Below are 22,503 nucleotides of genomic sequence, written 5' to 3' on the forward strand. Positions count from 1 at the left end.
CTCTCTACTCTTTTCTCTTTAGATGGCTTCTAAAAATTTATACTGTGATGTATATAGTTCGTAGTAATTTCCTTTAAGCTCCATTAGCTCTTCATGAGTACCTTTTTCTACAATAGAGCCTTTATCTATGTACATAATAAGCTTTGAGTTCTTTATAGTAGAAAGTCTGTGAGCTATTATAAAAGAGGTTCTTCCTTTTAGAAGTTCTTGAAGCCCCTGTTGCAATAATATTTCTGTGTTTGTGTCAATACTTGAGGTAGCTTCATCTAGTATTAGTATTGCAGGATTGGCTAAAAGTGCTCTGGCGAAGGCTATAAGCTGTCTTTGACCAGCAGATAATCTTGAACCTCTTTCATTTACATAGGTATAATAGCCATTTTCCATATCTTTAATGAATTCATGTGCACGAACTACTTTAGCAGCTTCGATTACTTCTTCATCGGTAGCATCTAATTTACCATAGCGTATATTATCCATTATTGAACCAGAGAATATAAAAGAGTCCTGAAGCATTACGCCCATTTGGCTTCTTAATGAATTCAATGTCACTGAGCTGATATCAACGCCATCGATAAGGACTTTTCCCTCGTCAATATTATAAAATCTACTAAGCAGATTTATAATAGTAGTTTTACCTGCGCCTGTAGGCCCTACTAATGCTACACTATGACCAGGAGGGACACTAAAGTTGATATCATTTAGAATCTTGTGGCCCGGATCGTAAGAAAAGTTTACATTTTCAAATTCAACAGTGCCATTGATTACTGGCATTTGTATGGCATTCTCTTTATCTTTTACTGTAACTTCTTCATCCAGCGTTTCAAAGATACGTTCAAGATAGGATAAACCATTTATTATTGAATTATAAGTATTTGCAATGTTGGAGATTGGTGCCCAAAATCTGCTCATATATCCTAAGAAAGCTACCAATACACCTATTGAAACATCGGAAGCTCCACCGTTAAGCCAGGTTATACCTAAAACATATATACAGCATATAACTATGTTGGAGATATTATCAACAAAAGGTGATACGAGAAATTGTATTCTTATGCATCGCATCCAGGCTTTTTTGTAGCCTCCATTTAATTCTAGAAAAATGTCCATGTTAGTATTTTCTCTTGCAAAAGCCTGAGTTACTTTAACACCACAGATACTTTCATGAATGTATGCATTTAAATTGGACAATTTATTGTTAAGGCGTCTCCAGGATTTTCTCTGCAAGGTTTTAATAACAAAAGCTACAGCAATTAAAAATGGCATTGAAGCAAGGCAGATAAGTGTAAGGCGCACATTAATAGCAAACATAAATGCGATTATTATAATCAGTGTAAACATATCAGTAAATAGATTTATTATACCTGTGGATAGCAAATCACTAAGACTGTTTACGTAATTTACTACTCTAACTAAGATTTTTCCATGGGGTCTTGTATCATAATATGTGAAAGGAAGTTCCTGAAGGTGTTCGAATAAATCTTTTCTCATATTTAAGATAATGTCTTGACCAACATGATTCATTTTATTTATTTTAAATTGAAGACCTGCTGAATTAATTATCTGAGATAAAAAATATATAACAGATAATATTAACAATCCCTTTACATCTTTATTAGGAATAGTCGTATCCAGTGCTACCTTGGTAAGGTAAGGCCCAAGCATATTAATGGCGGCACAGAATAGCATCAATATGGTAGTTATAATAATTTCCTTTTTGTATGGAATGACATACTTTACAACTCTTCTCAGGTAGTGTATATTTACACTAGAATTTAAATCCTCGTCCATGTCGAATTTATTTCTAGCCATTGCTAACCACCTCCTTTAATTCCTGTTCGGAATTTCCTAATTGGCTCATATATATATCGTAATAGTAACTTTTATTTTTCATAAGTTGTTCATGATTTCCGAGTTCTACTATCTTACCTTCATCAAGCACTATTATTTTATCTGAGTTTTTCACAGAAGATATTCTATGTGCGATAATAAAAGTTGTTCGTTTACTGCTGTAATTTTTAAGTCCTTTTTGAATTTCATGTTCTGTTTCCATATCTACAGCAGAGGTAGTATCATCTAATATCAGTATATCAGGGTTTCTCATTAGAGCTCTGGCAAGAGATATTCTCTGCTTTTGCCCTCCAGACAATCCGACTCCTCTTTCACCGATAATTGTGTCATAGCTTTCTGGAAGTTCATTGATAAAACCATGAGCCTGAGCAAGAGAGGAAGCTTTCTTCGCATCTTCAAAAGGTGCATCTGGCATTCCATAGGCTATGTTTCCTTCGATAGTATCCGAGAAAAGAAATATATCCTGCATAGAAATTCCTATGTGGCCTCGCAGGTTTTGAAGATTATATTTTTTTATATTTTCGCCATCTATTAATATGCTTCCGCTGGTACAATCATAGAAACGGCAAAGCAAGTTGATAAAGCTGGTTTTTCCTGCTCCTGTTGCACCCATGATTCCAATCGTTTCTCCTGAATTTATCTTTAGGTTTATATTATGGAGTACCTCAGTGTCGTCATAGGAGAAGCATACATCTTTAAATTCTATAGAACCGCTAAGAGAAGATTTTTCTATAGCATTTGGTTTGTTATATATTTCTGGTTTAGCTTTCAATATTTCAAGTATTTTTTCTGAGCAGGCAGAAAACCTTTGAATATCATTAATGAGCCATCCAGACATTCTTATAGGGTTGTTTACAGTAAAAATAAGTGAGTTAAAGGTTATCAGTTCTCCTATGGTAAGAGAGTTCTTAATTACCATATAGCCTCCAATTATTATAGTAACTATATTCAGTGAACCAGATAAAAACTCTAGTACAGGTAAATATTTGCACCATACGTTTGAGGATTCTATGTTTCTTTCTTTGAATTTTACATTTGCTTTCTGAAATTTTTCAATTTCGTAATTTTCTTTGGCAAAGGCCTTTACAACCTTATTACCGCTAATGTTTTCTTCAACTACAGTATTCAATTTTGAGAATTGAGTTCTTATTCTAGTAAAAGTAGGTTTTACTTCAACTGCAAGTCTTCGTGCAATATATGCAGTAGGAATTGTTATAACAAAAACTATAAGTGCAAAACGAAAATTGATGTAAAACATTATTGCTAGTCCAAAGATAAAAATAAGTGCGTTTTCATATACATTATATACAACATATGCTATGAAATGCCGCACAGCATCTACATCACCAGTAAGTTTTGACATTATGTCACCTGTTCTGGTTTTGTCATAAAACTTGGCATCAAGTGTCTGAATAGAGTTGTATAGATCTTGTCTTATCTTGTAAATTATATTCTGTGATATATTTTCAAAATTCAAGATAAAACCATATCTTAATAGTGAACGGACAAGTGTAACTGAAAGTATAATTATCATATAAGGAATTAATAGATTCATCATATGTTTCTTAATAACATTTTCAACTATTACACCTGAAAGATATGGAACTATCATATTTAGTGCAGACGTTATCGTTACGACAACAAGACCTAAGCCAAACATTAATTTGTAAGGTGCTAAGTATTTTTTAATGAATTTTAATGCCAAAGAGAGGACCTCCTTTTCAAAAAATATATAATATATAATAAATACTAACCCATTATCGTACACTAGGGTTTATAAGTAAATGTATTATATTTAAGGATTTATTGGATTTTTTTATATGTTGTTTAGTATAAGACATTAAAAAAAGAGAAAAGAGAAAAGAGTAAAGAGTAGGTAAAAATTCAGCTGTGCTGATAATGATCAAAATTAAATTCTTAAAAATTCTGCATAGCAGAATTTCTTCCTTCACTTTTCTCTTTACTCTTTTCTCTCTTGTAAGCATTGGAAAGCAATTTAGCTGTGTGTTATAATGAAAAATATAGCTAACACTAGACGAAGGAGATGGAGCTCATGAGATTTGTAATTGTTACAGGGTTGTCTGGAGCAGGAAAAACTCAGGCTATGAGAAGCCTTGAAGATATAGGTTATTTTTGTGTTGATAATTTGCCGCCTACACTTATTTCAAAATTTGCAGAAGCTTGTTTTCAAACTGATGGAAAAATAGATAAAATTGCATTAGCTATGGACATAAGAGGCGGAAAGTTTTTTGATGCTTTTTTTGAAAGTCTTAAGTATATGGAGAAAAATGAGCATAAATATGAAATATTATATTTAGATGCCAAAGATGAAGTACTAATAAAAAGGTATAAAGAATCAAGAAGAAAGCATCCCTTATCACCAGAAGGAAGAGTATTACAGGGTATTTCTCTTGAAAGAGCTAAGCTAAGTGAGATAAGGAATAGAGCAGATAATATTATTGATACATCAAAGCTTTCAATATGGGATCTTCGACAGAAAATTTCAGAGATATACGGAGAAGAGGGACAAAAAGAGATAGAGCTTATGATAACAGTTTTGTCTTTCGGATTTAAATATGGTATACCGGTGGATTCCGATTTAGTATTTGATGTTAGATTTATACCAAATCCATTTTATATACCTGAACTGAAACAATATTCAGGTAACGATGAGCCTGTGAAAAAATATGTAATGGGATTTGATGTTACAAAAGAATTTATGAAAAACCTGCAAAATATGATGGAATTTCTTATACCGAACTATGTAAAGGAGGGAAAAAGACAGCTTATTGTATCTATAGGCTGTACTGGAGGCAGACACAGATCTGTGGCTATTGCTAATGCAATATACCAAGAGCTGCTTAATAAGGGGCATAAGGTTAATATTGAACACAGAGATGTGGAAGAGGATGTTAACAGGGGTGGTATGAAATTATGAAGTTTACTGACTGGCTTAGGCCTGGAATCAAAGTAAAAAGGTGGATACTTTTTGGAATCATGGGACTTCTTTTAATATTAACTGGACTCGTAGATTTTGTGCAGCATGGTATTTATAATAATTATTATAAGGCTTTCTGGGTTCTGTTAAACTTTATGGGTATATTTGTCATATATATATCTATAACTCAGTCAATGAAATCAATAATAGGATTAATTAATAAAGGGTATATTAATGTAAAACTTGACTCTAAAAAATTAGAAACATTAATATATGAAAAAAGACTTCTGATAAAAGGAGCTAAGATAGTTGTAATTGGCGGTGGAACAGGGCTTTCTACTATGCTTAGAGGATTGAAATATTACACTTCAAATATAACAGCAATTGTAACTGTGGCAGATGATGGCGGGGGATCTGGAGACCTGAGAGAGGATTTAGGTATACTCCCTCCAGGTGATATAAGAAACTGTATTTTAGCCTTAGCAGATACTGAGCCTCTTATGGAGGAATTGCTTCAATATAGATTTCCTGACGGAAAACTTAAGAACCAAAGCTTTGGAAATCTTTTTTTGGCTGCAATGGACGGAATATCTTCTACCTTTGAGGAAGCTGTTCAGAAGATGAGTTCAGTATTAGCAGTAACTGGAAAGGTGCTCCCGGTTACGCTGGATAACATGGTATTAAAGGCAAAATTGAAGAATGGTTCTATTGTAATGGGAGAATCAACTATTGGGCAGGAAGCAATAAAGCAGAAAAGCCCCATAGAAAGACTTTTCATTGAACCTGAGGATGCTAAGGCTGTTGATGAGGCAATTAAAGCTATTAGGGAAGCTGATGCGATAATTCTTGGCCCTGGTAGTCTTTATACAAGTGTCATTCCTAATATACTAGTAAAGGATATAGGTGCAGCATTGAAGAGGTCAAGTGCTGTAAAGATATATGTATCCAACATTATGACGCAGCCTGGAGAAACAGACGGGTATGATGTAGCCGATCATATAAAGGCGATACACAAGCATATAGATGGTGAAATTATTGATTATGTTATGGTGAATAATGGTAAGATAGGCGATGATCTTGAGGAAAAGTACAAAAACGAGGGATCAAACTTAGTTGAGATAAATAAAGACAACATAAGTAAACTCGGCGTGGAGATGGTTGAAGGAGATTTTGTGAAAATAAAGGATGGCTATATACGTCATGATGCGGAAAATCTGGCTTCAATGCTTATCGAAACGATTATGGACAGAAAATTATTCTATGATAAGAAGAAGATTGTGGAGTATTTTTACCTGTCTGAGAGGCTTAAACAAAATAAAAGAAACAGGGAGTAATGGCTATGTCATTTTCAGCAAAAGTTAAGGAAGAGATATGTAGAGAAACTGATTTTAGTAAAGAGGAGGCCAGAGCTATACTTTCTGGTGTGATGAAGGTTAGCGGTACTTTGGCTTTTACTTCCCATAAACAGTTAAATTTTAGAATTACTACGGAGAATGCCGGCATTGCAAGATTTATTTTTAAAATTTTAAAAGAATATTTTAATATGCGTACTCAGCTTATGGTAAAGAAAAATAATTCATTAAAAAAGAGTAATATGTATATGGTTGTTATCAGCGAAGAGATGGGAGCAAGAGAGCTTCTTGAACAAGTTGGAATCTTTAAAGTGGATGATAATGGTACTATGTCAATAAGCTATGGTATAGAGGAAAACATTATTAATACTGATAAAAATAAGAAGGCATATATTAAAGGAGCATTTTTAGGCGGAGGAAGCGTAAGTAATCCGGAAAAGGCTTATCATATGGAATTTGTTACCCATGATCTTGAATATGCTAACTCACTCAGCAAAATAATAAACGATTATAATCTAGCATCAAAAGTGATACAAAGGAAGAATAGTTATATTGTTTATCTTAAGGAAGGAGAACAGATATCTGATGTATTAAGTGTTGTTGGTGCATATAACTCATTATTAGAATTTGAGAATATAAGAATAATGAAAGAAATGAGAAATAATGTTAATAGATTAGTAAATTGTGAAACTGCCAATTTAAGTAAAACAGTAAATGCTGCAGTAAGACAAGTGGAAAGCATAAAGTTTATAGAGAAAGAAATAGGTTTTGGGAGGCTGCCTAGAAATCTTCAGGAGATTGCAGAACTAAGATTAAAGCATCCTGATGAGTCTCTCAAAGAGTTAGGAGCCATGCTTAATCCGCCCGTAGGTAAATCTGGTATTAATCACAGGCTTAGAAGAATAGAGAAGATCGCTGATGAACTTAGAAAAGAAGGAAGGTAGGGGGATGTATGTCAAAGCACGAGGACATAATTAAATACATTCTTTCTCTGGAAGCTGGCTATAAAATTTCTGTAAGAGGAGTAGCCAACAAATTGGGAGTGAGTGAAGGTACTGCCTACAGAGCTATAAAGGACTGTGAAACACTAGGTATAGTTTCAACAATACCTAGAGTCGGTACAGTAAGAATAGAAAAGGTGGAAAAAAAGAGCATAGATACACTTACCTATGCTGAAGTTGTAAATATTGTAGAAGGTTCAATCCTTGGCGGTAAGGAAGGAATACATAAAACTCTGAATAAATTTGTTATAGGTGCTATGACAATAGATGCTATGGAAAGATATATAACTCCAGGGTGTCTTTTGATAGTAGGAAACAGAGAAGAAGCACAGGAATTAGCACTAAATAGTGAAGCAGCTGTTTTGATAAGCGGCGGGTTCAGCTGCAGTGAAAGGATAAAGAGACTAGCCAATGAAAAGTGTCTGCCTATAATATCTTCTAGTTATGATACATTTTCTATAGCTACAATGATTAATAAGGCTATTTCAGAAAGCCTAATAAAAAAGGATATTATTCTTATAGAGGATATTATGAAGGATAACCCTGTAAGTGTAGGTATAAATTGTACTGTAGTTCAGTTGAAAAAACTTATAGAAACCACGGGGCATGAGAGGTATCCGGTGGTGGACGAGAATAAAAAGGTGATGGGAATCATAACGCCAAAGGATATCCCAGCAAATTGTTCAAATGAGGAATTAGTTTCAAGAGTAATGACCAAAAATCCTATTTCTGTCACGAGTAAGACTACAGTGGCTTATGTGGCTCATATTATGGCTTGGGAAGGAATTGAGATGTGTCCAGTTGTGGATAATAAAACGCTTATAGGTATTATTACAAGACAGGATGTGATAAAAGGTCTGCAATATGCTTCTAGACAGCCGCAGTTTAGTGACACATTAGAAGACGTTATACTCAAAAATTTTGAGTTTGAATCTGAAGGAGACATTACTCATTTTAAAGGAACAATTATTCCTCAGATGCTGGACACGATAGGGACAGCTTCCTGGAGCTGCCTAAATATGCTGCTTTCTACAGCAGGACTGATGGCATTGAGACAGAAGAATAATATAAATACTGCAGTTGACAGTACTATGACATATTTTATGCGTCCTGTACAGGTGGACAACGAAGTACATTTATATGTTAAAATCATAAATGTGGGACGGAGTTTTAGTAAAGTTGAAGTGGATATGTTTGATAACAATAACAATCAGCTTGCGAAATCTATGCTATCAGTTAAAGTTATCAGAAGATAATTAATGGTTATGAATTAATGCAGAAGTTTAGTATAGTTAAATTTAAATAGTATGAAAATATGTTGGAAGAGGGACTTGCCAGAATCAAATGTTTGATTCTGGCAAGCCTTTTTTTGTTTTTAGGAATTCTCTAATTTTTACATGAAAACATATACATTTTTTGGGGTTTTTTTAAATTTTAAAAGATAATATCATTAAATAGAAGACGGTGTTTACATAGTTTATATCATCAAATTAATGGGGGAGAGTATATGGAAGCTTCAGTAGAATCTATTCAGAAAAGAAATAAAAATTTGGATAAAAAGAAAAATAAGAAAATTACCTTAAAAAAATTAAAAGAGCAGAAATTTTTGATATTAATGTCTTTTCCGTTTGTAGTATGGGTAATAATCTTTTGTTATGTACCTCTAGCAGGATGGGTTATGGCCTTTGAAGATTATATGCCGGGTCAATCATTTTTTAAACAGCATTGGTCTGGACTTAAACAATTTAAAATGCTGTTTCATGATGATCAATTTTATCAGACTCTGGTTAATACATTAGGAATGAGCTCACTAGGATTGATATTTGGATTCACTATACCTATTATTTTTGCTTTACTGCTTAATGAATTGAGATCGATAAGGTTTAAAAGAACTGTTCAAACTATTTCATATCTGCCTCACTTTGTTTCATGGGTAATAGCATCCAGCATAATTATCAAAATGCTTTCTGTTGATGGTGGAGTGGTAAATATAATTCTAATGCATCTGCATTTGATTAGTAAACCATTGAATTTTATGGCCAAGCCCAATATGTTTTGGGGAATAGTCACAGCATCAGATGTATGGAAAGAAACAGGCTGGAATGCCATCATATATTTAGCAGCCATAACTGGTATAGATCAGGAACTTTATGAGGCAGCAAAGGTTGATGGTGCTAATAGGTTTAAACAGATGATACATATAACACTGCCGGGTATAAGACCGACTATAATGGTACTTCTTATTATGAGCATAGGTAACATTATAAATATAGGATTTGAAAAACAATTTCTTTTAGGAAACAACATTGTTAAGGATAAAGGCTATGTAATTGATTGGTATGCCCTTGATTATGGTATTGGGTTATTTAGATATTCTTATGGTACTGCTATAGGCATATTTAAATCCGTAGTAAGTATAGTTCTGTTGTTTGCTGCTAATCAGTTCGCAAGAAGGACTGGTGAAGGCGCCATAATTTAAAGGAAGGGAGAATTAATCAATGACTAAGGGAATAAAAAAGATGACAATTTTTGATGTGATACTGATTTTGATATTTGCGTTTGTTATTGTAATAACGATATACCCATTTTTGAATGTATTAGCTATATCCTTTAATAATTCTATGGATACGGTAAAAGGAGGCATATACATACTTCCAAGAAAATTTACGCTGGCGAATTATCAGGAAATATTCAAATCCAGCAGTAAATTACCTCATGCATTTGTGATTTCAGTGCTTAGGACAGTTATTGGAACAGTTCTGGGAGTAATTAGTACTGCTATGCTGGCATTTACCATAAGCCGTACGGATTATGTATTTAGAAAGCCAGTTACCGTTATATTTGTGCTTACTATGTATGTAAGTGGAGGACTTATCCCTTCTTATATGCTGATAAGAGATCTCCATCTTATAAATAAATTTGCTGTTTATATAATTCCTGGACTTATAAGTGCTTATAACGTTATTGTAATTAGATCTTTTATAGACGGGCTGCCTTACGCTCTTCAGGAATCTGCAAAGATTGATGGAGCTAATGATCTTACAATATTTTTTAAAATTGTATTGCCCTTGTGTGTGCCAGTAATAGCAACTATTTCATTATTTATAGCTGTTGGTCAATGGAACAGTTGGTATGATACATATCTTTATGCAAGAGAAAAACAGAGCCTTAGCACACTTCAGTATGAACTTATGAAAGTATTGCAGAATTCACAGCAATCTTCTTTTGTTGATAATAATACTGCAGCACAGCTGGCAAAACAGAATACTGTAAATCCAGAATCTATAAAGATGGCTATTACTATAGTAGCTACAGTACCAATACTACTTGTATATCCATTTGTTCAGAAATACTTCGTTACAGGTATGACATTAGGAGCTGTTAAGAGCTGATAACCTTTTAAATGTATATATCATTTGAAGGTTCAGATAAATTTTTAGATGAGGGGGAAAAATTATGAAAAAGTTTAAGATTGCTGGAATTCTGCTTTCAGTATGTCTTATAGGAACAGTTTTTGCAGGCTGTTCTAAGAAAAAGACAGAAGATACCGGCAAGAAAATGGACAAAAGTCCTATTACACTATCATTCTATAGTGTAGATTTAACTAAGGATGATGATTTTAATAATCCTGTAGCAAAAGAAATAACTAAAAAGACAGGGGTTACATTAAAAATGGAGCATCCTACTGCAGGTGATACTACTAATGCTATCGCTCTTTTGATAGCAGGAGGAGACTACCCTGATATGATATATGCTAAAGGGGATTTGAGTAAACTTGTAGATGCCGGCGCTGTTATAAAGTTAGATGATTATTTTGAGAAGTATGGTTCAAATCTAAAAAAACTATATGGAGATCAATTTAGCAGACTTAAATATAGTCCTGATGATCCGTCTATATATACAGTTGGTGCTTACGGAGTTCATAAATCTACTTGGGATTCAGGCGGAGTAATGCAGCTTCAGAATGCAGTTTTAAAAGAAGAAGGCTATCCGCAGATAAAGACTGCAAATGATTATGAAAAAGCTATAAAGACATATTTGGCAAAACATCCAACAATAGATGGAAATAAGACCATAGGTATTTCTCTTCTTGGAAGTGACTGGAGATGGCTTATAACTTGCGGAAATCCATCAGGTTTTGCATTAGGAATGCCTGATGATGGTCAGTGGAGCGTTAATGACGAAACTGGTGAAGCTACTTATAAGTTTATGGTTCCTGCAATGAGAGACTATTATAAATGGATGAATAAGTTGAATCATGAAGGATTATTAGATCCGGAATCCTTTACTCAAAAGCAGGATACTTACCTGGCAAAGATATCTTCAGGAAGAGTTCTTGGTTTGATGGATCAAACCTGGGATTATCAAGAGGCTACAAGGAATTTAATTAAAGATAATAAAGCAGAGAGAGCTTATGCTAGACTGCCGGTTACATTAAATAGCAGCTATAAAGATCCAGAATTGAAATATATGGGGTATACCGGCGGCTATGGGATAGCAATATCCCATAAATGCAAAAATCCAAAGAGAGCATTTCAATTCTTAGACTGGATGGCATCTGACGAAGCTCAAGTACTTAATAACTGGGGTATCAAAGGCAAGAACTATGTTGTAAAGAATGGAAAGAGAATAGTTCCAGCAGCTGAAATGCAAAAGAAGACTTCTGATAAGGACTATTCGCTGGAAACTGGTGTAGGACAATATGTTTATCCATTCCCATGTCAAGGTGATGGAGTAAAGGACTCAACTGGAAACTACTATTCAACAAATAGCCCAGAAAACTATATAGCTAGTTACAGTTCAGCAGATAAGGAAACTTTAAAGGCTTATGGTGCTAAGTTGTGGACTGATTTGATGCCTTCACAGAAAGAGCTTGGAACGTCTAAACATGGACAGGCGTATTTGTATAGTGTACCAAGTAGCAGCGATCTTTCCCTTATACAGAAAAAAGCTGATGACTATACACAGAAGGCAATTACACAGGCGATACTTACTGATCCGAGCAAATTTGATGCTGCATGGGATGCTATTCAGGCAAAACTTAAGAGTTTAGGAATTGAGAAAGCTAATAAAGAGATGACAGAACTTACACAAAAAATGATGAAGTTATACGGAACAAAATAAGTTGATAGGAAATGGCAGTGGAGTGTGAAAATCTCATACTGTCATTCCTTTTTTTGAATTGATAGAGTATATTTATTCTTCCATAAATGTCTTATAATATAAATAACTATAAATATATTAGATTAAATTAGGGGCTCTATGCTTATGAAAAAAATAGCAAAAATCATTTCAATAATTGTCACACTATGTATTCTATTAAGCGGATGCAGCAAAAAAATCAATAAGAACCGTAATATTACGAAGATAACTATGTTTAGCGAAGATGCCAATCGAGATGATGATGGTTTTCAAAATCCAGTTGCAAAGGAAATAACTGAGAAAACAGGAATATCACTTGATATACAATATCCAACTATTAATGTAATTCAGCAAATAAAGATATTAGTAGCTGGAAAAGAATATCCAGATTTAATATTTGCTAAAGGGGCTAATCTTGATACCTTTATTAATGCTGGTGCTATGAGGGATTTGACACCTTTAATTAATAAATATGCTCCGAATTTAAAAAAACTTTATAAGGGAAAATGGAATACTATGCAGTATAGCGAAAAAAACAAGGCTATTTATGCACTTGATTCTGTTGCTGTAGATGATAAGCAGCTGCAGCCTAGCATGGGGTTTGAACTCCAGAATGCAGTAGTTCGGGAATTAGGATACCCTAAGATGAGAACTGTTAAAGATTTCGAGAATGCACTTATTAAATATAAAAGGAAACATCCCAGTATTGACGGAAAGCCAACTATTGCTCTTTCATTGTTAACTAGCGATTGGTATTGGGATATTACTTTAGGGAATGGAGCTACCTTTGCACTAGGTGAACCTGATGACGGTAACTGGTATGTGGACCCTAAAACTTATAAAGTAGAATACAAATTTGCTAGAAGCAATGAAAAACAATATTATAAATGGCTTAATCACATGAATAATATGGGTTTATTAGATCCAGATAGCTTTGTACAAAAGCCTGATGAATATATTTCAAAAATTGCCAGCGGCAGAGTTCTTGGACTTATTGATGCAAAATGGGATTACTGCAAGGGAGAAGATATCTTAAGGACAGAAGGTAAATTTGAAAGAACGTATGGTATGTATCCAGTACAATTAACAAAGCATACTAAAGCAGCAGATTTTAAATCAGTAAAATACTCTGGAAGCTGGGGAATAGGGATATCTACTTCCTGTAAAGACCCTGCAAAAGTTATTAAATTTCTAGATTGGATGGCGAGTGATGAAGGTCAGATACTAAGAAATTGGGGAGTAAAAGGTAAGAATTATAATATTGTTAATGGTAAAAGAAAGTTAACGGATAAAGATAAGAACGATATGGTAAATGATAACGATTATAAAAGGAGAACTGGGATTGGAGCATACTTATACCCATTTCCAAGATGGGGATCATGCAAAAAAGATTCAACTGGACAATATTACAGTACTACAAATAAACAAAGTATCATTGATAGCTATAGCAGCATAGAAAAAGAAGTGCTTAAGGGATATGGAGTTAAGATGTGGAAGGATCTTTATCCATCTTCAAGGAAATTTAAGGTATCACCTTGGGGAAAAGCGTTTATGCTAGGATTTCCTAGCGATTCAGCTTCAGCAGACAAACTAAATAAATGCGAAAAAATAGCTAAAGAGGAACTGATCGAAATGGTTTTGAATTCGCCAGATAACTTTGATAAGGATTGGAATAATTTTGTAAAAAAACTTAAAGCTAATGGAGTGGAACAAGTAAATAAAAAGTTCACTAAAATCCTTAGAAATAGAATGAAGTTAGACAATAGATAATATGAAAATTACTTTTTAGATATGAAGTGAAACTATGGATAAGAAAGGGTAATATCTATGCTAATGCTAAAGGCAGCAAGGATTATCAATAATATGAAAATTAAAAAGAAGCTGGTATTGATTTATTTAATGGCAGTTCTTTTACCAATACTTTTGGTAGGGACTTATCTTACAAGCGGTATAAGAAATATGGTAATAGACAGAGCTATAAGCGAAGCAAAGACAAATTCGGACAGAATAGTTGAGCGGTTGAATGAAATAATAAGAATCGCTAACTATGTTTCTGATAGGATGTATTTTAACGATAAATTAGCAGGAATAGTAAATAAAAAGTACAAAGATTATGCGCAGGTGGTAAAAACATATGATGACAATAAGGATATATTTGACGAATATCTTAATTATTATAAAGAAATTGCAAGTATAAGATTTTACGTGAATAATAACACGATGCTGAATGATTCAGAATTTATTAAAGTGGACAAATATATACAGCAGGCATATTGGTATAAGGAAGCTATAAAAAATGACGGAAGGATACTATGGCTTCATATATATGATGACATTTCTAGGACAAAATATCTCAGTCTTATAAGACTTATTAAAGATAGTAATGGAAAGATACTAGGAGTATTGGTTATTAACATTAGTGGAGATAGTATAAGAGATATAATAAAAGATGAACCTTATGACACATTTATATGTATTAATGGACAAACTGTTAATAGCAAAAACAATGAAAGTCTGTCTTTCCATGTGATGAAAAAGTCGTTTTTTTTAAGAGATAATAAGAGCAGAAAAACAAAGGTTAAATACAGAGGAAGAGAATATGACATTTTAACAAGCACATTCTATGACGCTAAGGCGTCGAAAAGTAAGTTTCAGGTGCATATGATAGTTCCTATCGTTAACATTACAAATGAAGCAAATAGTATCACAATAAAAAGCGGTACTATAATGCTCGTAAGTGTAGTTACCTCTATTTTACTGACTTTATTGCTGCTTAAATCCTTCAGCAGAAGGGTGGTTTTACTTCGAGAAGAGATGCATAAGGTGGTTCAAGGAGATTTTAATATAACAGAAAGAATAGACGGCAAGGATGAAATAGGAGAATTATATGAAGATCTTTGCACAATGATTAATAGTATAAAACAACTAATTAATGAGGTGTATGTTTCCAAGATTCAGCAGCAACAACTCAATAACAAACAAAAAGAAGTACAATTTGAAATGCTGGCAAGCCAAATTAATCCTCATTTCCTGTACAATACTCTTGAAACAATAAGGATGAAAGCATATTGTAATGGACAAAAAGAAATTGCTGACATTGTTAAGATGTTAGGAAAAATAATGAGAAGAAATCTTGAAGCAACAAGTAGACTTGTTACATTAAACTCAGAATTAGACTTGGTTAAAAGTTATCTTGAAATACAGAAATTACGATTTGGAGATAGGATAGACTATTCTATAGATATACTTTGTGACATAGATCATTATGAAATTTTGCCGCTGCTGCTGCAGCCTGTAGTAGAAAATGCTTTTGTCCATGGTCTGGAAAGCAAAGAGGGCAGCGGAATAATCAAAATTGTAATAAGAGAAGAAGAACGTATGGTGATAAGTATATCGGATAATGGTCTCGGTATAGATAGGGACAGGCTGGAACATATACATAAACTTCTGGAGGATTATGACAACAGTGATCATAAGAGTATAGGCCTTAGTAATGTTAATCAGAGAATCAAACTTTATTATGGCAAAAAGTATGGAGTAGAAATTAAAAGTGAAATAAATAATGGAACTGCCGTAGATATTTTTTTGCCGATAGGGGAGGAAAAGAAAAATGCTAAAAGTCTTGATAGTTGATGATGAACCATTAGTTAGGGAAGGGCTCAAAAATATAATACCGTGGGAAGATTATAATTTTTCTATTTGTGGGGAAGGCAGTGATGGAAGAGATGGCTTGAATGAAATCAAGCAATTAAAGCCTGATCTGGTACTCATAGATATCAAGATGCCTGGATTGCCTGGTATTGAAGTTATGAGGCAGGCAAGAGAGCAGGGATACCAATGTAAATTTATTATACTTACAGGATATTCAGATTTTCAATATGCAAAAAGTTCCATTGAACTTGGAGTGGAGTCCTATCTTCTAAAACCTATAGATGAGGATGAACTTATAGAAAATGTTCGAAAGGTTGCAAAACAGATTGAGGAAGAGCAGGTTATAAAAATGCATGTGGAAAACAGCGAAAAATATATGCGAGAAGCTATAATAAGAGATATTTTATTAAGCAACGTAGACATTGAATGCGTAAATGGCATTTTCAATGATGAATGCAGCGTTTTTCGGGCTGCAATTTTGGATATAGTTGATTCAATTAAGGACAGAGATAAAATAAATAATGAAATTATAAAATTAATTGAAGACAATTTTATAAGGTTAATTAACCTAGAAGCACTTGTAGTTGATAATAAAGTATGTGTACTTTTTATTAATCAGGAGAAGGATATTGTAATTGATATATTGAAAAAAATAAGTAATAATATAGAATCATATTTAAATAAAGAAGTATTTATATCGGTTGGAAGTGTTGAAAACAATTGTGAAAGCATAGGTAATTCTTACAGAACAGCTAGGATGCTCGGTGATAAAAAATTCATATTTTTAGGAAAAACTAATATTGTATTAGCTGATGATGTGGAAACGAATACTATCTCAATAGGTAATTTTGATATTGAAAAATTTGAACAGGAGCTTTCTACTTATATTGAAATTAATGATGAAGAAAAAATAATAAGGATATTGGATAGGATAGAATTTAATTTTACGAAATCAGATTATTCTGCTGAAATGATAAAAAGTATCTGTTCAAATATCTATGTTAAAATCAAATACAATTTAATTGATAATTATGATGAACTAGAAGATTATTTTCCAATGGATTCGTATATAATACAGCAGGTTTATAAAATGGATAGGCTAAGCAGTATAATAAGTTATTTACACAAAGAATTTACTTGTATAGGAACTAAGATATGCAATAGTTGTTCTGGAAACGTTATGAAGAGGATATTAAGTTACATAGAAAAGAACTACTATAAGGACTTAAAATTAGAAACCCTGGCTGAAATATTTAATTATAACAGTGCATATCTTGGAAAAATATTTAAGAATTATACTAACGAAACTTTTAATACTTATGTTGATAAGGTAAGAATTGAAAATGCTAAAAAACTTCTTCTTGAGAATAAGCTTAAGGTATATAAGATATCTGAAAAGGTTGGTTACAAAAACACAGATTACTTTTATGGTAAATTTAAGAAGTATGTTGGGGTGAGTCCGAAAGAATTTATAAAGCAAGAGGCATACAATTAACTGCCAAAGAGTGAAGCATAGAGAATATATTAATCAAACTAATAAAGGGTACTATGTAAATTCATAAACGTTTAACAATATGCTGTTTTATAAATAGGTTAGGTGTATTTATTATCTATATATAATGTGATAAAATTAATAGACTCTGTTTTCTGAAATAAAATTCATGTGCATTTTGGAAAACAGAGTCTGTTATAAATTTTAATTATACATAGAAGTGATAAGAGGAGGATTCAGATGAAATTATGGTACGAAAATCCGGCTAAACCAGATGATTGGAATGAAGCTTTACCATTGGGTAATGGAAGCCTTGGTGCCATGGTGTTTGGTGGAGTTGAAACAGAACATATACAAGTTAATGAGGAGACTGTATGGGATGGCGGCCCAAGAAACAGAGTAAATAAGGATGCTTTAAAATATATTCCGAAGGTAAGACAACTTCTGCTTGAGGGAAATGTAGCTGAAGCTGAGAAACTAACTGAACTTGCCTTATATGGAACTCCTATAGAGGCAAGAAATTATGAAAGCTTGGGAGATATATTCATAAAATTTTATAATCATGGTCAAAATGGTTATGATAAATATTCAAGACAGTTAGATTTGGATAAAGCTGTACTTAACGTTGACTATGAAATAGACGGAGTAAAATTTTCAAGGGAAATGTTTGTATCAGCTGTACATAATGTACTTGCAATAAAGATAGCTGCGGAAAAACAGAAAACCCTTTCTTTTCAGGTATCACTAGATAGAGATAGGTATTATGACGATATGAAGGCCTGTAGTGAAGATACTATAATGATGAATGGAAAGACTGAAGGCAGTAAAGGAATAAGTTTTTGTGCTGAATTAAAAGCAGTTTCAGAGCAGGGGAAAATATACGCAATAGGAAATAAACTTATCGTTGAAGAGGCTCCAGAGGTACTTTTACTGTTTACAGCAAGGACTGATTTCTGGGGAGAAAACCCTGAGGATTGGTGTAAAGCTAGACTTGAAGGAGCTGCAAAGTTATCCTTTGACGAGCTGAAAAGTGCACATGTTGCAGATTATAAAAAGCTTTATGATAGAGTAAAATTAGAACTTGTCAGCAGTGATAATGAAGAACTTGAAAAACTTCCAACAGATGAGAGGCTGGATAGAATAAAGCAAGGAAAAGAAGATTTAGCACTAATTAAGCTTTATTTTCAGTTTGGAAGATACTTGCTTATAAGCTGCAGCAGACCAGGAGGACTTCCAGCAAATCTTCAAGGTATCTGGAATAGAGATATGATAACTTCAGCCTGGGGCTGCAAGTTTACTGTAAATATTAATACTGAAATGAACTATTGGCCAGCAGAGAGCTGCAACCTTCCAGAGTGCCATATTCCATTATTTGATCACCTTGAAAGAATGAGAGTAACTGGAAGAAGAACTGCAAGAGAAATGTATAATTGCGATGGTTTTGTGTGTCACCACAATACTGATATATGGGCAGATACAGCACCTCACAGTTCATGGATGCCTGGAACTCAATGGCCTATGGGGGCGGCATGGCTTTGTATTCATATTTGGGAACATTATCAATTTACAAGAGATAGGAGTTTCTTAGCAGATAAGTATGGAACTATGAAGGAGGCGGCTGAATTCTTCGTAGATTTCCTTATAGAAAACAAGGAGGGAAAACTGGTTACATGTCCTTCTGTATCACCAGAAAATACTTATAGATTGCCTAACGGTCAAAAAGGAAGTGTGTGCATAGGACCTTCCATGGATAGTCAGATACTTTATGCTCTTTTCTCTGCTTGCATAGAAGGATCAGAGATACTTGGAATAGATGACGAGTTTAGAGTAAAGCTTACTGATATAAGAGAGAGACTTCCAAAGCCTTCCATAGGAAAGTATGGACAGATACAGGAATGGGCTGAGGATTACGATGAGGTAGAGCCAGGTCACAGACATATATCTCAGCTTTTTGCGCTGCATCCATCTAACCAGATTACTGTCCAAAACACTCCTAAATTGGCTGAGGCTGCAAAGAATACAATAAAGAGAAGACTTTCTTTTGGTGGAGGACATACTGGCTGGAGCAAGGCTTGGATAATAAATATGTGGGCTAGACTTGAAGAAGGTAATCTTGCCTATGAAAATATATTATCTTTATTTTGCAAATCTACACTTAACAACTTATTTGATAATCATCCGCCATTTCAGATAGATGGCAATTTTGGAGCTGCTGCAGCCGTTGTCGAAATGCTTGTACAAAGCCATACCGGCTATATAAAACTGCTTCCAGCTTTGCCTGATGCATGGCACAGCGGAGAGGTTTCAGGCGTATGTGCAAGAGGCGGCTTCGAATTAGATATGAAGTGGGAAAATAACAAGGTTAAGAAAGCAGTTATCAAATCTAAACAGGGTGAAGTTTGCAAACTTATTGCAGAAAATATTGCTGAGATTACCTGCGGTGGTAAAAAAGTAGAGGTTAGAAATAGCGGTGCTGCTTTAGAATTTGAAACTAAAGCTGGAGAAGAGTATGAAATAAAGTTTTGATTCGCAAATTATTCGAACTAAATGCGCAGTACGGAAAAGCAGAGAGAAAGTGCATTAAATAGGTAGGAGAGTTAAGAGTAAAGAGAAAAGAGAAAAGTGAAGGTTAAAATTCAGCCATGCTGAATTTTGATTGTATAGAGACTCTTAATTATTTAGATAATCCTTTTGTAATACTAGGTATAGTCTTAGTTTTTTAAAAAGTTATCGTCGATAATCAGATTTAAATTCTCGGAAATTCTGCATAACAGAATTTCTTCCTTCACTTTTCTTTCTACTCTTTACCATTTTCTCTCTTATTTTGCAGATTTGGAGGAAATATATGAACAAAAACTATGAAAAAAAGATTGATGATATTATTGAAAAACTAACACTTGAAGAAAAGATATCCATGATACATGGAAATGGGCTTTTTAGAACAGAGGCTGTAGAGAGACTGGGTATTCCCTCACTAAAGATGTCTGATGGACCTATGGGGGTAAGGCATGAATTTGAGAACGCACATTGGAATCCTATAGGCAATTCTGATGATTATACTTCCTATCTTCCATGCAATACCGCTTTAGCATCAACTTGGAATACAAAGCTTGCCTATGAAGCAGGTTCTGTGCTGGGAAGGGAAGCTAGAGGAAGAGGAAAAGATGTTATATTAGGGCCTGGAATTAATATAATGAGAAGTCCATTATGCGGAAGAAATTTCGAATATATGTCGGAAGACCCTTGTCTTATAAGTAAGCTTGTTGTTCCATTTATAAAGGGAGTACAGGAGAAAAATGATGTGGCAGCTTGCGTGAAACATTATGCTGCTAATAATCAGGAGACTGAGAGACTTAACGTGGATGTTGAGGTAGATGAAAGAAGCCTGAGAGAAATATATCTACCGGGTTTTGAAGCAGCAGTTAAGGAGGGAAATTCCTATTCCATAATGACAGCTTATAATAAGCTGTACGGTTACTATTGCTCTCATAGCAAGTATTTAATACGAGATATTTTAGAGGATGAGTGGGGCTTTGATGGAGTGGTAATTTCAGACTGGGGTGCTGTACATGATACTGTAGAGCCTGCAGAAGCCGGACTTGATATTGAAATGAATGTTACTGATAATTTTGATGATTACTATTTTGCTAAACCGTTACTTGATGCTGTTAAGGAAGGCAAGGTGAAGGAAGAGGTAATCAATGATAAGATTAGAAGAATCCTTCGATTAATGTATAGGATAAATGCTTTCTCGGAAGATAGAAATAGAGGCGGATATAACTCCCTGGAGACAAGGGAAAAGGTACTTAAGGTTGCAAGAGAAGGCATTGTACTATTAAAGAATGATAAGTATATACTTCCGCTAAAGGATAATAAGATAAAAACTGTGGCTGTCATAGGAGAAAATGCTGACATTACTCATTCTAACGGCGGTGGAAGCGCTGAAATAAAAGCACTCTATGAAATAACGCCATTACTAGGAATAAAGATGCGTTTAGGAGGAAATGCACAGGTAAGCTATGCTCAAGGTTACAGTGAAGATGCCTCTGAAAAGGAAAAGCTTATAAACGAAGCAGTTGAACTTGCTAAGAATTCAGATGCTGTAATTATAGTTGGTGGACTTAAGCATATGGCTGAAGCCTTGAAGCTAGAGCAAAATGCACTTGAAGTAACTAAGGGTGATAGAGTGAAGCCGCGTATTGACAGCGAAGGTTATGACAGAAGCGATTTAGAACTTCCATACGACCAAAATGAACTTATAAGGAGAGTACTAGAAGTTAACAGTAACGCAGTAGTAGTTATGTTTACTGGAGCACCAGTCGATATGACACCATGGATAAAGGATGCCAGTGCTGTAGTTCAGACTTGGTACAATGGAATGGAAGGTGGAAGAGCACTGGCTGAAGTACTTTTCGGAGATGTAAATCCATCTGGAAAACTTCCAATGACAATCCCTAAATCAATTGAAAATTGTCCTGCCCATAAGATAGGCGAATTTCCAGGTGGAAAAAAGGTCAAATACTCTGAAGGAATATTTGTGGGGTATAGATATCATTCAACTTACGATGTAGAACCGTTATTCTGTTTTGGTCATGGACTTTCTTATACTGATTTCAAGTATGAGAATATGAAGGTAAATGTATCTGAACAGTCAGAAGACATAAGGGTTCAGGTTGAAATAAACGTGAATAATGTTGGAAAAGTTAGCGGCGCAGAGGTTGTTCAGCTTTATGTATCAGATGAAACTGCTTCAGTTAAGAGGCCAGCTCTTGAGTTAAAGGGTTTTGAAAAGATAGAGTTAGCTGCTGGGGAAAAGAAAACAGTTAAACTTGAACTTGATAAAAAGGCCTTTGCTTTTTATGATGCAGAGGCTAAAGGATGGCTTGTTGAAAAAGGAATGTTTAAACTATATGCAGGAAGTTCCTGCCAAGACATAAGATTAACTAGTAATATAGAAATAAGTAAAGATTATAGGTACTAATTAAGAGAAAAGAGTAAAAAGAGTAAAGAGAAAAGAGAATGAAAGAATTCAGCTGTGCTGAATTCTTTCATTTTATGTGCTATTAGTTTATAATATAG

The 22,503-nt window shown here is 34.0% G+C and carries 14 protein-coding genes; 12 read left to right on the top strand and 2 right to left on the bottom strand.

The features are described from left to right. Window positions 1-18: 18 nt before the first annotated feature. Window positions 19-1,809, bottom strand: a complete 1,791-nt coding sequence (locus CLORY_RS00580; protein WP_079421637.1) for an ABC transporter ATP-binding protein — start codon at window positions 1,807-1,809, stop codon at window positions 19-21. Next, a complete protein-coding gene (locus tag CLORY_RS00585) occupies window positions 1,802-3,553 on the bottom strand; it encodes an ABC transporter ATP-binding protein (RefSeq protein ID WP_242954277.1) in 1,752 nt (583 codons plus the stop codon). The genes CLORY_RS00580 and CLORY_RS00585 overlap by 8 nt, the downstream gene beginning before the upstream one ends. A 348-nt stretch (window positions 3,554-3,901) precedes the next feature. Between CLORY_RS00585 and rapZ the strand changes: the two genes are divergently transcribed. The 12 genes from rapZ (at window position 3,902) to CLORY_RS00645 (ending at window position 22,405) form a co-directional block, all read left to right on the top strand. Beyond that, complete coding sequence (rapZ, locus tag CLORY_RS00590; protein WP_079421638.1) at window positions 3,902-4,786, top strand: RNase adapter RapZ; 885 nt, start codon at window positions 3,902-3,904, stop codon at window positions 4,784-4,786. After that, complete coding sequence (locus tag CLORY_RS00595; protein ID WP_079421639.1) at window positions 4,783-6,120, top strand: gluconeogenesis factor YvcK family protein; 1,338 nt, start codon at window positions 4,783-4,785, stop codon at window positions 6,118-6,120. The genes rapZ and CLORY_RS00595 overlap by 4 nt, the downstream gene beginning before the upstream one ends. Window positions 6,121-6,125: 5 nt before the next feature. Then, on the top strand, window positions 6,126-7,082 hold the full coding sequence (gene whiA / locus CLORY_RS00600) for a DNA-binding protein WhiA (RefSeq protein WP_079421640.1): 957 nt from the start codon (window positions 6,126-6,128) through the stop codon (window positions 7,080-7,082). 8 nt (window positions 7,083-7,090) lie between these two features. Next, window positions 7,091-8,395 (top strand): DRTGG domain-containing protein, encoded by a 1,305-nt coding sequence (locus CLORY_RS00605; protein WP_079421641.1) that lies wholly within the window; start codon window positions 7,091-7,093, stop codon window positions 8,393-8,395. A gap of 251 nt (window positions 8,396-8,646) precedes the next feature. Further along, complete coding sequence (locus tag CLORY_RS00610; RefSeq protein WP_079421642.1) at window positions 8,647-9,618, top strand: ABC transporter permease; 972 nt, start codon at window positions 8,647-8,649, stop codon at window positions 9,616-9,618. A 19-nt stretch (window positions 9,619-9,637) separates the two neighbouring features. Beyond that, window positions 9,638-10,531, top strand: a complete 894-nt coding sequence (locus CLORY_RS00615; protein WP_079421643.1) for a carbohydrate ABC transporter permease — start codon at window positions 9,638-9,640, stop codon at window positions 10,529-10,531. 64 nt (window positions 10,532-10,595) lie between these two features. Then, a complete protein-coding gene (locus tag CLORY_RS00620) occupies window positions 10,596-12,263 on the top strand; it encodes an ABC transporter substrate-binding protein (RefSeq protein ID WP_079421644.1) in 1,668 nt (555 codons plus the stop codon). A gap of 144 nt (window positions 12,264-12,407) precedes the next feature. After that, window positions 12,408-14,051, top strand: coding sequence for an extracellular solute-binding protein (locus CLORY_RS00625; protein WP_169911483.1), 1,644 nt, complete (start codon window positions 12,408-12,410; stop codon window positions 14,049-14,051). 93 nt (window positions 14,052-14,144) lie between these two features. Further along, on the top strand, window positions 14,145-15,914 hold the full coding sequence (locus tag CLORY_RS00630) for a cache domain-containing sensor histidine kinase (protein ID WP_169911484.1): 1,770 nt from the start codon (window positions 14,145-14,147) through the stop codon (window positions 15,912-15,914). Beyond that, the gene (locus CLORY_RS00635) at window positions 15,892-17,427 is read left to right on the top strand and encodes a response regulator transcription factor (protein ID WP_079421647.1); all 1,536 of its coding nucleotides are present in this window, start codon (window positions 15,892-15,894) and stop codon (window positions 17,425-17,427) included. The genes CLORY_RS00630 and CLORY_RS00635 overlap by 23 nt, the downstream gene beginning before the upstream one ends. A gap of 237 nt (window positions 17,428-17,664) precedes the next feature. Next, window positions 17,665-19,950: a glycoside hydrolase family 95 protein gene (locus CLORY_RS00640; RefSeq protein WP_079421648.1), complete on the top strand. Its 2,286-nt coding sequence runs from the start codon at window positions 17,665-17,667 to the stop codon at window positions 19,948-19,950. A gap of 319 nt (window positions 19,951-20,269) precedes the next feature. Beyond that, the gene (locus tag CLORY_RS00645; protein WP_079421649.1) at window positions 20,270-22,405 is read left to right on the top strand and encodes a glycoside hydrolase family 3 C-terminal domain-containing protein; all 2,136 of its coding nucleotides are present in this window, start codon (window positions 20,270-20,272) and stop codon (window positions 22,403-22,405) included. The last annotated feature ends 98 nt before the right edge of the window (window positions 22,406-22,503 follow it).

It is taken from the genome of Clostridium oryzae (genome assembly GCF_002029235.1).
GTDB lineage: Bacteria > Bacillota > Clostridia > Clostridiales > Clostridiaceae > Clostridium_AE > Clostridium_AE oryzae.